The following is a 12,795-nucleotide window of genomic DNA, read 5'->3' as shown; positions in this document are numbered from 1 at the left end:
GAGTGCCTCAGGCGCTTCTGAGGCGCTCCAGCGCATTGGCCATGTCCACAAACCCTTCGACCGGGACAGTTTCCGCGCGTTGCGTTGGCTCTAGCCCGGCTGCCTCAATCAGGGACAGATGATCACTGCCAAGGCTCTTGAGGCTTTGGCGCAGCATCTTGCGGCGTTGCCCGAAGGCGGCAGCCGTGACCTGTTCGAGATATTTCAACGTGCAGGGCAGGGGAGCCTGTCTCGGTGTCAGGTGAACGATTGATGATGTCACCTTGGGAGGCGGGCTGAAGGCCTCACGCGAGACGTCGAACATCTTGATTGCGTCACAGCGCCATCCGGCGATCACGCCAAGACGGCCATAGGCCTTGTCCTCTTGTGTCGCGATGATGCGCTCGGCCACTTCCTTCTGAAACATCAAGGTGAGGCTGTCATAGAAGGGCGGCCATGGATCCTGTTCGAGCCAGCCCAGCAACAGCTGGGTGCCGACATTGTAGGGCAGGTTGGCAACGATTCGAACCGGCCCTTCCGGAACCAGACTTTTGATGTCCACCTTGAGGGCGTCGCCTTCGATGATCTCGAGCCGTCCGGGATAGTGATGAGCGATTTCGTTGAGGGCTCCAAGGGCACGTCGGTCCATCTCGATGGCGATGACCTTTTTGGCACCTTCATGGAGCAGGGCACGGGTCAGGCCGCCGGGACCGGGCCCCACCTCGATGACCGTGTGGGTCTCAAGGGTGCCTGCCGCACGCGCGATGCGGCAGGTGAGATTGAGGTCGAGAAGAAAGTTCTGACCAAGACTTTTCTTGGCGCGCAGGTCATGCTGTTCAATGACGTCCCGCAACGGCGGGAGAGAATCAATTTGTGCCATGACGGTTGCGCGCCTTGTCTTTGTCTTTGTATCCCGATTGCCAGTTTGTTGCGGCAGAGCATAGGCTCGATCAGGATTTGAGCGAACCAGCCAGATTGAGTGCGGCGATCAGGCTTGCCGGGCTAGCGACACCCTTGTCGGCAATGTCAATCGCGGTGCCGTGATCGGGCGAGGTGCGAATGAACGGCAGGCCGAGCGTCACGTTGACCGTTTCATCGAAGGAAATGGTTTTCACCGGAATGAGTGCCTGATCATGATACATCGCGATGGCGGCATCATAGTTTTCGCGCGCCTTGGCATGAAACAGTGTGTCGCCGGAATGAGGGCCGGTGACCGAAAGGCCCTTGGCTTTGAGCTTTTCAATGGTCGGGGCGATGATTTCCGCATCTTCCGTACCCATCGCGCCTGCTTCACCGGCGTGCGGGTTGAGGCCCGCCACGGCGAGGCGTGGCCGAGTGATGCCAAACCGGGTTTCCAGATCGTGGGCGGTGATGGTTGCGACCAGTTCAAGCCGTTCAGCCGTCAAGGCTTCTGGCACCTTGCTGATGGGTAGGTGCGCCGTAACCGGAACCGTGCGGAGCAATGGACCGGCAAGCATCATGACCGGATTGGCCGGCTCGCCTGTGGCGGCTTCTGCAAGGGCGCCGAGGAATTCGGTGTGGCCCGGGAATGAGAAGCCAGCTTCATAGAGGCTGCTTTTTTGAATCGGGCAGGTCACGACCGCTTTGGCTTTTCCTTCGAGGACTGCGGCGGTTGCCTTTTCGATGGCTTCGATCACAGCCGGGGCATTGGCAACTTCGATTTCTCCGGGGGCGTCATTCATCTTGTTTTCAAGCGGGATGACCGGCAGGTAAAGATTGAAGGCGTCGAAAGCCTCTTCCAAGGTGCAGGTTTTTACCGGCACCTGCAGTCCAAACATGCGGGCGCGGCTGATCAGCAGATCCGGATCGCCAAAAACCACGAAGGGCGCGATGCCCTCGCGCTCTCGGTCGATCCAAGCTTTAAGAGCGATCTCCGGTCCGATACCGGCTGGTTCGCCCATTGAGAGCGCAAGTATGTCGTATTTTGAAGGCATGATTATATCCAGCTCAAATCTTTTAAGGCAGCCCGTGTCCATGTCGGGGCATGGAACCACACGCCACCAACGCGCTTGTGCTGCGTCTATGGAAAATTATTCGTGTGTGCCAACGATGGCTGTCAGCGCTTTTCAACGATCGCACGTGAGCGCAGTTCCTGAAGGTATTTCCGAGTCAGGGCCGCGCCGCGCTCATTCTTGAGCTCAGACTCGACTTCACTGCGCATAGCTGCACGTTTCCCCAGATCCTTTTTGCCGCAGACAGCCAGCATCTCATACCCGTTATCGATTTTCGTCGGGGGTGTCAAACTGTTGAGTGGGGTGTCGAACAATCTTTTTGCCATTTCGGGGTTGAGATCGGTCGAATCGCGGCGGCCCAGCCGGACTACTGCGACGTCCGTCAACCGACGTGCGGCGTCAAGACCTGTTGCGCAGCTCTTGAAGATCGTGCGGAAACGCTTGGCATCAGAGAGACGTCGACGCTGCTCGGAATTGTTAGCCTTCTTACGGGTAACGAACGTGACGCTGGTGATGTCGAACTGTACCGCGTTCTCGACTTTATCTTTATCTTCGTTCATTTCGCTCAATGCGTTTGCGATCTCGGCCTCCTCAACGCGAATCTGTGCGTTGTAGCGGGCCCGGATGAGGGTTCGCCAGGAGATCTGTGTTTTCAGCCACTCCCTGAGCGTGCTCTCACTGACACCGCCTGAGCGAAACACATTGATCAAACGCGATCGGCTGATTTTGGCGCTTTTTGCCATGTTGTCGAGGGCGGCGTCAATTTCCCGGTCGGATGCGGTTGCATTGCGGTCCCGTGCCTCAAACAGCTTGAGTTTGTCATCGATGACCGTGTTGAGGGCCGAGCCCTTGCCCATACGCTGTCTGCCGCCAGAAAGGATGCGTTCGAGCTTCTGGCGCTGCGTAACGTCCAGATCCGTTATGGCCGCGCGGTTGACCACCGCGACAATGCGGCTTGCATAGGACCTGGTGACCATCCCTGCGGTTATCAGAATGGCTGCGGTTAGCAGAAAAATCACAGTCTTCTTTGGCATGGTGTCGTTGAACATAAATCGGCTCGTCATCATTCGTTTGTTGCGTGTGTCGCGACGGGCATTCTGTGTCGTCTCACATCTCGTTTGTTTCCGATGTGCTAAAACACACGGCTTTTTACTCAACTACCGGTAAAATGGGGCAAAGAGAAGACCAAAAGACAGTTTTAGTCATTGACGAGGGACTGATTGATTTCACCGCCACCAAGCGACTTGAAGTCAAATTGCAGTCTGACAGTCTGGTCGGTTGTTAGATCGGTGTATCTGTCACGTGTGTTGGAGTAGCTCAGGCTGATCGCGAAACACTCATCATCATATTTCAGTGCGACCGCGCTGCTGACGAAGGCATTATTCTCTATGTCAAACCGAGTGGCACCGGAAACCTGCCAGTATTCGTCGAACTTCATCGCAGCGGTCGATGTGATTTCCTGCCGGATCTCGTTGATGCCTGCCGAGGGGCGCTTGTCCGCGTAGGTATAGCCAAGTGAGCCGGAATAGCGCTTATAGGTGCCGCTTGCCGCCACTTCACCATATTTGAGCTTTGCGGTTTTGGCATCGAACCGGCCACGCGCAAGGGCCGAAATTTTATCGTTCGAGTTGATCCCGACGCGGGCCACATAATCGGAGACTTTCTTGTCGAGGCCGCTGTCGAGGCCCGTGCTGGTCAGATCGTTCTGAGAGAAGGAATTGACGCCACTCAGCTGGAACGACCGCCCGGCGAGGGCATTGACGGACCAGCCGTTGGCCATCTGCATGCGATACTGGAAACCGACGTTCGCACGGGAGCCACCCTCGATGCGATCATAGCCGGAGAACTTGTTGGGATCGAACAGGATGCTGTCATCGAAGATCAGGCTTTGGGCATCGTCGTTGGGCAACTCGCCAATGCGTGTTTCGTTGGGACGCAGGATAACCTGGCCGATCGGTTCGATGATATGCGATGTGTTGCCAGCGGTTGCCAGAATGGGCAGGCGGTAATCAATCCCGATGGTTGGCATGCCGCGGAATGCGGTGTCTTCGTCAACCAAAGCGGCCGGTGCACCGGACTTGCTTGGCATCCAGTAGACATCGCCGCGCAAGGAACTGAATGGGGTGATGAGTTGGCCACCCGGGGCGACAAACCGGCGTTTCCAACTGGCCTCGACACTGGTGCGCATGTAGGTACCCATGACGCCATCGGTGCGGGTAACGCCGCCGACAGTGTCCTGACTTCTGGAATCGCGTGTCAGGCTGGTTGAGTTGACCTGCAACCGACCCTCACCGCCAAGGAGCGGCTGCTTGGAATAGGCGCTGTAGTCCACGGACGGATGAATGACAGCCTGTTCTGATTGGCTGAGGTTGTCGGTCATGATGTTGTAGTAATTCGCCCGCGCATCGAAATAATTGCGCTCACCCTGGCCGGTCAGATAAATGGTTGAGCGCTTGTCTTCGCTGTCTTCAATCAGCTCATAGTCGCGCAGGAAGCGCTTATCGGACAGAACCGAGACATCCCAACCGAACTTCCATTTTTTCGACAGGTTGAATTCGCCGGTGCTGTCGATGGCGCCGCGGAAATCCTGTTCGCCGCTGGTGCCGGCGAAGGCATCGGGATCGTTCTGGAAAATGCCCGATCCGCGGATCTTGTAGACACCGGTGCCCATATGCTGGCGCCAAATGGCCGTGCTCAGAAAGCCCTGTTGCGAGTAATAGGTCGGCGCCAGCGTCAGATCATAGCTGTCAGACAGCGCCCAGAAATAGGGCGTGCTGGCATAATACCCAAGGCTTTCATCAAACCCGACTTTGGGTGTCAGGAATCCCGAGGCGCGCTTGCGCGAGGGGTCCGGATGGGCAAAATAGGGTGTATAGAGCAGCGGAACACCGAGGAACTCGAATTTTGCGGCCTTGTAATAGACCATCTTGTCCTTGGCGTTGTAGATGATGCGTGACGCCTTGATTTGCCAGAGTGGTGATTTCTTGGGATTTTCGCGGCACGGTTCGCAGGTCGTGTAGACGCCTTTATCGAAGACCGTGATGTCATCGTCCTGACGTTCGGCCCGATCTGCAGCAAAGCGTGCTCGTTCCGGTGTCTGAACCCGCAAGGAACGCACGAACCCGGTGCGGAAATCGTCGGTTATGTCCACGTAGTTGGCCGTGACGATATTGCCGTCCGGCTCGGTGATGCGAACGTTGCCTTCGGCCACAAGCCGAGCCGAGCCCTGATCGTATGCGACCTTGTCTGCCTGCAGCGCATATTCGCCGTAGTAGATCTGAACATTGCCGACAGCCGATACCCGCTCACGATCATAGTCATAGACCATCTGATCGGCCTCGACGAGCATGCGGGTCTGTTCGTCCGGCTTTGCGAGGCCGAAAGACGAGGTGAGCGACTGTGCTTGTGCGGGGTAAAGGGCAGCGGGCAGAAGGGGGAGAAGAAGCGAGGAGCCAAGCAGAAACGCGCGCAGCCGGACCAAAGAATTCCGCCGCGTTATCGAGTTGGGTCGATTCGTGTTTTGGACGGTACCGCGCATACTTTATCCGTCCTCCTGATATAATAAAATCGAGAATCCCAGAAGGGACGCAACAATCGCTGGAAGCCAAGCTGACAGAATTGGGTTAACCAGTCCTGTATTTCCCAAGTCTTTGGCCAGTTCGGTGACAACATAAAGCACGAAGCCTGCCAGAACACCACTAAGAATCATTTTACCCACATTTCCAAACCGAAAAACTTTCAAAGAGACGGTTGCGGCAATCAGTACCATGGCAGCCAACAGCAATGGACGCGCCAGAAGGGTTTGATATTGGAGGCGATATTTGTAAGCTGGCAGTCCTGAGCGGGCAGCCTGATCAATAATGTGGGGCAGTTGCCAAAAGGGCACAGATTCTGGGTTGGCGATCGTCTCGCTGGCTTCCTGCGGGGTCAAATGCGTACTGACCAGATATGTCTCAAAATGACGCGGTGCCGACTTGGCCGATGTAACGAGTACGTCGGATAGACGCCAGTAGCCTTCTTCAAGCTCAGCAGCTTTGCCGTCGATTCGCTCAACGAAGTTTCCCAACTGGTCGTAGGAAAAAACCGTAACGCCGCCCAGTTTGCGTCCATTGTCATAGCTGGTGAGGGCCTTGAGGATCGAATCGCCGTCCTCGCCCTTCTGTCTCACCCAGCCCTGACTTGCGGTTTGACCACTGCTGGAGAAGCTGGCACCGAATATGCGCGCATCAATTTCCAGAGACTTGTCCTTGAGAAAGGCCGATGCGGGATTGTAGACGGCAAAGGCAAAGATCCCCAGAGCAGCGGCAACAAACAGGGCTGGTGTGAGAAACTGCCATGCTGACATGCCCGCCGCGCGCACGATCACAAGTTCGAGGCGGCGCGAGAGATTGAGAAAAGCGGCAATCGAGCCAAAAAGGGTGGCAAACGGCAGGATGCGCTCAGTCAGCTCGGGGACTCTGTAGAGGGACATGAGGAATAGGCTCAGCGTGTCGGCCTGTTCCTTGTTGCCGCCACGGCGAATGAGCTCGACAAAGTCGATGAGAAGCACAAGCAGAAAACAGCAAAGAAAAATCGTCAGGATGGTGAATAGAAAACGCCCGGCAATGTAGCGGGAGATGATACTTGGCAACATATGTCGGGCTCTTCAGTGCGTTTTCGCTGAGCCAGAAGGGCTGTCGCGACGCTGGTTATTATAACCTTTTTCTATTCTAGCGTAGGGAGTAGGAACGGCCAAAACGAGCCTTTATCGCCCTAAACGACGCTCGGTGATTCTTGCTTGCGTCGCAGTTTGTTTAGTATATTCAAAATGCGGTCGTTTAACAACTCCATCCAGCGAATCAAATTGTCAATAAATGTCATTCGTTTGCCGGTCAGGGCGATCCAAAGCGCGATGATGCTGGTCGAGATGGGAAGCGCATACATGAACGGCACGGCGTAGGGGGTCTGGATTGCTGTGCTGGTGGCCGCAAATCCAGCAAGCCGGATGCCCGCAGCAATAAGTATTGCAACGATGATGGCATGACCGCGACGCTCGCGCGTTGTGCGCACCTGCGCAAGGAAGGCACAAACCACCGTTGCAAACACCAGATTATAGAGCGGATTGGTGAACCGATCATGGAGCTCTGCCCGAGAGCCGTCGATCTGGGATTCATAATAGGGATCGCTGGTGTCGGGGTACATCAGATACCAGGTCGGGCGCTCTCGTGGCTTGAAAAAGCTGGGGCGGTTCTCGTCAACGCCGGTGAACTTGGTCAGGTCGATGGCGTAGGTGTCGAAATTGATGATGTTGACCGACGAAAAGTCTGGGCTGCCCACTTCTCCCGTTTGATCCCCATCCTGTTTACCCTCTGAACGCGGGCGCTGCTGTTGGATGGTGCCCCTATCCATTTTCAGGAAGGTGCCTTCGGTGGTTTCAACGATCTGGGCAAATTCGGAGGAATAGACGATCTGCTTTTGAGGATCGCGCTCGTCTGAAAGAAACAGGCCTCGCATGATGCCGTTGGGCTCGCGTTTCTGGATGTGGAAGGTCATGCCTTGCTCGATCTCGGTGAAGATGCCTTCCTTGACGATATTGGCGACCAGATCCGCGCGAACTTGCGTGATGAAACCGCGCAGGGATCCGAGCGCTGTGGGTGCGGCATAAAGCGACAGAGTGGCACCCATAAGTGTTGACACCAGTCCCAGCACGAGGATCGGTTTGACCACGACCCATGGCGGCGCGCTTGTCGCGTTGATAACAACAAGTTCGCTGTCCGCGTTGAGACTGTTAAGGGTATGGGCCACAGCGATCAACACCGCAAAGGGTGCGATGACCATAACCAGAGTGGGAAGCACCAGCGACGTCATGGAGAAAAAGATGAGAAGAGTCTGTCCCTTGGCCGTGACAAGGTCCATGTCCCTTAAGGCCTGAGTCAGCCAGACGATTGCGGTCAGTGCCGTTACCGTCATCAGGAAGGCCGTGAGAGCCCGGGAAAAGATATAACGTTCAATCAGTTTCATTGTCTGACGGCCGGAAAAGATGTGCTCGATCTCTGGCTAACCGAACATTGTGATGAATTCGTGATGTCGCGTCGGCCAATTGGGACACGAACCTGCAGCCGGATATAGCTTGCTTGCTCTCATCTCACAAGAGTTGATGGCGAGTTTGTCGTTCGACTTGAACTTGGCGGAACAAAGCTACACATTGAGAGTGACGCATTTCACCGGTGGTCGAACCGATCCTCCCATTGTTTCACACCGGCCAATCCAATCAGAAAGACAAAGAATTCATGGCTAAACTTCCCGAGATTTCCTTTAAAACCCTTGCAACTCCAGATACCGGCACTGCGGTTGTGTTCGTTGACAAGTCACTTGAACTGAGCGGTGTAGCAGGCGCGCTCAATGATGCCAGCTCTGGCGCGATTGACCGTGCCATCAAGGCGGCCGACTTCAAGGGTGATCTTGCCAAATCACTGTCGATCCTTGCGCCTGCGAACCTCGATCTGGATCGGATCATTGTGATTGGCCTTGGCGATGATGATCTGGCCGAGAAAGATTATGTCCGCCTTGGCGGCTGTGTGATGGGGTCTCTTGGCAATGCCAAGCTCGCCTCGGTCGCTCTGGAAGCCAACGGCTCGGACATGCCAGCCGACGCATGCTCACAGATTGCAATGGGTGCCAAGTTGCGGGCCTATGATTTTGATCTCTACAAGACGGAGAAGGGCGAGCCCAAAGAGGTCAAGGATGCGGTTGTCCTGACGCTTTTGGCGGCTCATGCCGATGAAGCAGCCACTGCGTGGGAAATCGATGAAGCGATTGCCGATGGAACGCTTCTCGCCCGTGATCTGGTCAATGAACCAGCGAACGTTCTGGGGCCAGAAGAATTTGCCGCCAAAGCCAGGGCCCTTGAAGCGGTTGGCGCCGAGGTTGAGATCTTGGGGCAGGCCGAGCTTGAAGCCATTGGCATGCGGGCGCTTCTTGGTGTCGCCCAAGGCTCTGTGCGTGAGCCCAAGGTTGCCATCATGAAATGGATGGGTGGCGCGGACAGTGAGGCTCCGGTGGTCTTCGTGGGCAAGGGCGTCGTGTTCGACACCGGCGGCATCTCGATCAAACCGGCGGGCGGAATGCAAGACATGAAGGGCGATATGGGCGGCGCGGCCTGCGTCACCGGTCTGATGCATGCGCTTTGTGCCCGCAAGGCCAAGGTCAATGCCATTGGCATCATCGGGCTGGTTGAGAATATGCCCGACGGCAACGCGCAGCGTCCGGGCGATATCGTGACCTCGATGTCGGGCCAGACAATTGAGATCATCAACACCGATGCCGAAGGGCGTCTGGTGCTTGCCGATCTGCTGCATTATTCAAAGGAAGAGTTCAAGCCGCGCTTCATGATCGACCTTGCGACGTTGACCGGTGCGGTTTTGGTGGCTCTGGGCAATCAGCATGCGGGGATCTTCTCGAACAGTGATGCGCTTTGCGATCAGCTCAGCGAGGCCGGAGAGGTGACGAGTGAAACTGTCTGGCGCCTGCCGCTCGGCAAAGCCTATGACAAGCTGATCGACAGCAAGTTTGCCGATATGAAAAACTCCGGTGGCCGCATGGCCGGGTCAATCACTGCCGCACAGTTCCTCAAGCGCTTTGTCGGCGATGTGGACTGGGTTCATATCGATGTGGCGGGCACGGCGATGGATTCGCCCAAGACCGACATTTCCAAAGGCTGGGCTTCCGGCTATGGGGTGCGCTTGCTTGATCGTCTGGTGAAAGACAATTACGAAGCCTAAGGCCAGACCAAGATCGCAGGATCAAAACGTAAGGCCCGCATATGCGGGCCTTTTGTTTGCGTGGTCTCTCATGCTAGATCAGGGCTGGCGGTCTTTTGAATCGCCAACCAAGCCACTGGCCCGATCAAGCGGGCCGCCAGCGGGACAGGCTTTTCATGCCAGCAGATATCCATTTTTACCATCTCCAGCAGCAGCCCCTTGAGGCCGCCTTGCCGTTGTTGCTCGAAAAATGTCTCGAGCGTGGATGGACGGCATTTGTCCAGACTGGCAGCGAGGAGAGGGCCACCTCTCTTGATGGTCATCTGTGGAGTTGGCGAGAGGACAGCTTTCTGGCGCATGGGCTGGCCAGTGCCGGGTTTGCGGAAAAGCAGCCCATCCTCATTTCTTCACAGGGTGTTCGTGCTGCCAATGGTGCGCATGTGCGTTTCTTTGTCGACGGTGCGCGGCCTGAAGAGGATCTTGCTCTTCTAGAAGGGCTTGAGCGCGCGATCGTGATGTTCGATGGCGGTAGCGATGATGCGGTGGGGGCCGCCCGGAGAAGCTGGAAAGCCCTTAAGGAAGCGGATTTTCCCGTCACCTATTGGCAGCAGACGCCGCGTGGGGGCTGGGACAAGAAGGCCTGACCCAACGCCCTGACGCGTGAATGCCCGCCTGCTACAGGATATCGAGGCCAGACGGTCCGGTCGGGGGCGGGAACATTTGGTCCAGCGTATCTAGCGTGTCTTGCGTCAGTTCGATTTCTGCCGCCTTGGCATTCTCTTCCACATGAGCAACCTTGCCGGCCTTGGGGATGGCGATCATATGCTCGCGGCGCAGCACCCAGGCAAGGGCGAGCTGGGCCGTTGTCAGACCAAGATCACTGGCCAGTGTCTGCAGTTTGGAATCAGCTAGAAGTCGGGCCTGTTCAATGGGCGAATAGGCCATGGTGGGCAAGCCCTTGCGCTCCGCGCTCGGTAGCTGATCCCATTCGATACCCCGGCGGGTGAGATTGTAGAGCACCTGATTGGTTGCGACCTTGTCGCCTCCTGAAACACTGCTAAGGGCGGCCATTTCCATGGAATTGAAGTTTGACACGCCCCAATAGCGGATCTTGCCATCCTTTTGCAGCTTTTCAAACGCTTCGACGGTTTCCTCAAGCGGGTGGGTCCCTGGCCAATGCAAAAGAAATAGATCGAGCCGGTCTGTGCCAAGGCGCTTCAGTGACATTTCGCAGGATGCAATGGTGCCTTTTTCGCTGGCGTTATAGGGCAGGACTTTACTGACGAGGAACACGTCGTCGCGCATGCCGCTAAAGGCCTCGCCAACGAGCGTCTCCGAGCGGCCCGAGCCATAAAGCTCCGCGGTGTCGATAAGCGTCATACCCAGTTCGACACCGCGCCTGAGGGCTGCGATTTCGTCGTCCTTGTTCCTGGCGTCATCTCCCATGTACCAAGTGCCTTGACCCAATGCGGGGACGGTTTCGGATGTTCCGATGGTGACAGATTTCATTTTCTTCTAATCTCCCGGGTCTTTTGCTGGTGGGGTTTTGAATTCTCCGCATATCTGGAGGGGCAATGCAATTGGGGACGGTCGCATTCTCGTCCGCATATCGTCTCATTCCTCTTTTATGTATTTCTCACACACACATTCTTCAACGCGCTGGGCCTTAAAATGTTCAAAAGTCTGCTGTTATTCTTTTTGCTCATCGTAATTGCGGTCTGGGCCAACAATAGTTCAGTCTTTTTCGGTGGTGACCCCATGGTCTCTGCGAAGATCCTGTCCCATCGCGGTTTGCATCAGACCTATCATCGCCGGAATCTTCAGTCCAAGACCTGCACGGCGGACAGGATTGATGAACCAACCCATGGATATCTGGAAAACACTCTTCCTTCGATCAAGGCGGCCTTCGACGCAGGCGCGGATGTGGTGGAGATTGATGTCTATCTGACGGCGGACAAGCGCTGGGCTGTCTTTCACGACTGGACCATTGATTGTCGCACCGACGGTAAAGGCAAAATCCGGGACAAGACCATGGCAGAGCTGAAACAGCTTGATATCGGCTATGGCTACACAGCGAATGGTGGGCAGACCTATCCGTTTCGGGGCAAGTTTGTCGGCGTAATGCCTGAGCTTCATGAGGTGTTTGACGCCTTTCCAGACAAGCGATTTCTGGTCAACTTCAAGAGCAACGATCCTGAAGAAGGCCAGGAAATGGCCAAAGACATAAAGCTTAATCAAGATTGGCGTGAGGCTGTCTGGGCGGTCTATGGCAGTCCGAAATCGGTCGCTGCTGCGCTGGGCGCGGATAAGGATTTGGCCGGCTATTCAAAGCCGATCCTGTTCTCCTGTCTCAAGCAATATGCGCTTTGGGGCTGGAGTGGCTATGTGCCGGAAAGCTGCCACAACACCAAGCTTTCCCTTCCGAATAATTACGCGCCATGGCTTTGGGGCTGGCCGCATAAATTCACCGAGCGCATGCGGGCGGTTGGGACGGATGTCATCCTGTTGGGGCCTTACGAGAAGGGAGACCCGGGAACGGTCGGCATTGATGATGCCGCGATGCTGAAGACTGTGCCGGAGCATTTTGACGGTTATGTCTGGACCAACAAGCCAACAGAGATCGCGCCGCTGCTCAGTGCACGCAAGGATCGAGGCTAGCGGGTTATGGTTTGCAAGGGGGATTGGTCGGAATACTCAACGAGATCCCAGAGGTTGCCGTAAAGGTCTTCGAACACGGCAACCGTTCCATAGTCGGCTTCGAGCGGGGGACGAACGAAGGTGATGCCCCGCTCCTTATAAAGCTCATAATCGCGCCAAAAGTCGTCTGTTTCAAGGAACATGAACACCCGTCCGCCAGCCTGATCGCCGATATATTTGGCCTGATGATCATTGCTGGCCCGGGCAAGCAGGAGGGACGTGTTGCCTTCGCCCTTTGGCTTCACCACCACCCAGCGTTTGTCCTGTTCTGGCTGGTAGGTATCCTCGATGAGTTCGAATTCGAGTGTCTCGGTATAGAAGGCGATGGCTTCATCGTAATCACGCACCACAATGGCGATGAGCGATAGGGATTGTGGCATCCTTGCTTCCTTTGCTGGCGTGGCTAT

11 protein-coding genes are annotated in these 12,795 nt (G+C 56.0%); 3 read left to right on the top strand and 8 right to left on the bottom strand.

All coding sequences use genetic code 11. From position 1 onward, the window contains the following. Window positions 1–7 precede the first annotated feature (7 nt). The 6 genes from rsmA to CPH65_RS20630 all read right to left on the bottom strand — a co-directional run bounded on the left by rsmA (window position 8) and on the right by CPH65_RS20630 (window position 7,952). A complete protein-coding gene (rsmA, locus tag CPH65_RS20655; protein ID WP_096175588.1) occupies window positions 8–859 on the bottom strand; it encodes a 16S rRNA (adenine(1518)-N(6)/adenine(1519)-N(6))-dimethyltransferase RsmA in 852 nt (283 codons plus the stop codon). A 70-nt stretch (window positions 860–929) separates the two neighbouring features. Then, window positions 930–1,934: a 4-hydroxythreonine-4-phosphate dehydrogenase PdxA gene (gene pdxA / locus CPH65_RS20650; protein WP_096176546.1), complete on the bottom strand. Its 1,005-nt coding sequence runs from the start codon at window positions 1,932–1,934 to the stop codon at window positions 930–932. Between the two features lie 122 nt (window positions 1,935–2,056). Beyond that, complete coding sequence (locus CPH65_RS20645) at window positions 2,057–3,016, bottom strand: SurA N-terminal domain-containing protein (protein WP_172891560.1); 960 nt, start codon at window positions 3,014–3,016, stop codon at window positions 2,057–2,059. Between the two features lie 134 nt (window positions 3,017–3,150). Next, window positions 3,151–5,433: an LPS-assembly protein LptD gene (locus CPH65_RS20640; RefSeq protein WP_172891559.1), complete on the bottom strand. Its 2,283-nt coding sequence runs from the start codon at window positions 5,431–5,433 to the stop codon at window positions 3,151–3,153. Between the two features lie 60 nt (window positions 5,434–5,493). Then, entirely contained in the window at window positions 5,494–6,585 is a 1,092-nt protein-coding gene (lptG, locus tag CPH65_RS20635) for an LPS export ABC transporter permease LptG (RefSeq protein ID WP_096175585.1), read from the bottom strand. Window positions 6,586–6,704: 119 nt separating this feature from the next. Further along, complete coding sequence (locus CPH65_RS20630; RefSeq protein WP_096175584.1) at window positions 6,705–7,952, bottom strand: LptF/LptG family permease; 1,248 nt, start codon at window positions 7,950–7,952, stop codon at window positions 6,705–6,707. Window positions 7,953–8,221: 269 nt separating this feature from the next. On the opposite strand from CPH65_RS20630, the gene CPH65_RS20625 reads away from it, so the two are divergent. Both CPH65_RS20625 and CPH65_RS20620 read left to right on the top strand, forming a co-directional pair. Beyond that, the gene (locus tag CPH65_RS20625) at window positions 8,222–9,712 is read left to right on the top strand and encodes a leucyl aminopeptidase (RefSeq protein ID WP_096176545.1); all 1,491 of its coding nucleotides are present in this window, start codon (window positions 8,222–8,224) and stop codon (window positions 9,710–9,712) included. A 155-nt stretch (window positions 9,713–9,867) separates the two neighbouring features. Further along, entirely contained in the window at window positions 9,868–10,335 is a 468-nt protein-coding gene (locus CPH65_RS20620) for a DNA polymerase III subunit chi (protein ID WP_096175583.1), read from the top strand. 31 nt (window positions 10,336–10,366) lie between these two features. On the opposite strand, the gene CPH65_RS20615 is transcribed toward CPH65_RS20620, so the two are convergent. Next, entirely contained in the window at window positions 10,367–11,200 is an 834-nt protein-coding gene (locus CPH65_RS20615) for an aldo/keto reductase (protein WP_096175582.1), read from the bottom strand. A gap of 162 nt (window positions 11,201–11,362) precedes the next feature. Here CPH65_RS20615 and CPH65_RS20610 point away from each other — a divergent pair, with 162 nt between their 5' ends. Then, the gene (locus CPH65_RS20610) at window positions 11,363–12,349 is read left to right on the top strand and encodes a glycerophosphodiester phosphodiesterase family protein (RefSeq protein WP_096175581.1); all 987 of its coding nucleotides are present in this window, start codon (window positions 11,363–11,365) and stop codon (window positions 12,347–12,349) included. Here the strand turns inward: CPH65_RS20610 and CPH65_RS20605 are convergent. Then, window positions 12,346–12,768 (bottom strand): VOC family protein, encoded by a 423-nt coding sequence (locus tag CPH65_RS20605; RefSeq protein ID WP_096175580.1) that lies wholly within the window; start codon window positions 12,766–12,768, stop codon window positions 12,346–12,348. The genes CPH65_RS20610 and CPH65_RS20605 overlap by 4 nt on opposite strands. Between the last annotated feature and the right edge of the window lie 27 nt (window positions 12,769–12,795).

The sequence above is a fragment of the Cohaesibacter sp. ES.047 genome, assembly GCF_900215505.1.
Classification (GTDB): Bacteria; Pseudomonadota; Alphaproteobacteria; order Rhizobiales; family Cohaesibacteraceae; genus Cohaesibacter.
This window is presented reverse-complemented; position numbering and strand designations above follow the sequence as displayed.

Coding starts and splice junctions, on each gene's coding strand:
- rsmA (WP_096175588.1), bottom strand. CDS start 859: ATGGCACAAATTGATTCTCTCCCGCCGTTGCGGGACGTCATTGAACAG.
- pdxA (WP_096176546.1), bottom strand. CDS start 1,934: ATGCCTTCAAAATACGACATACTTGCGCTCTCAATGGGCGAACCAGCC.
- CPH65_RS20645 (WP_172891560.1), bottom strand. CDS start 3,016: ATGACGAGCCGATTTATGTTCAACGACACCATGCCAAAGAAGACTGTG.
- lptG (WP_096175585.1), bottom strand. CDS start 6,585: ATGTTGCCAAGTATCATCTCCCGCTACATTGCCGGGCGTTTTCTATTC.
- CPH65_RS20630 (WP_096175584.1), bottom strand. CDS start 7,952: ATGAAACTGATTGAACGTTATATCTTTTCCCGGGCTCTCACGGCCTTC.
- CPH65_RS20625 (WP_096176545.1), top strand. CDS start 8,222: ATGGCTAAACTTCCCGAGATTTCCTTTAAAACCCTTGCAACTCCAGAT.
- CPH65_RS20620 (WP_096175583.1), top strand. CDS start 9,868: ATGCCAGCAGATATCCATTTTTACCATCTCCAGCAGCAGCCCCTTGAG.
- CPH65_RS20615 (WP_096175582.1), bottom strand. CDS start 11,200: ATGAAATCTGTCACCATCGGAACATCCGAAACCGTCCCCGCATTGGGT.
- CPH65_RS20610 (WP_096175581.1), top strand. CDS start 11,363: ATGTTCAAAAGTCTGCTGTTATTCTTTTTGCTCATCGTAATTGCGGTC.
- CPH65_RS20605 (WP_096175580.1), bottom strand. CDS start 12,768: ATGCCACAATCCCTATCGCTCATCGCCATTGTGGTGCGTGATTACGAT.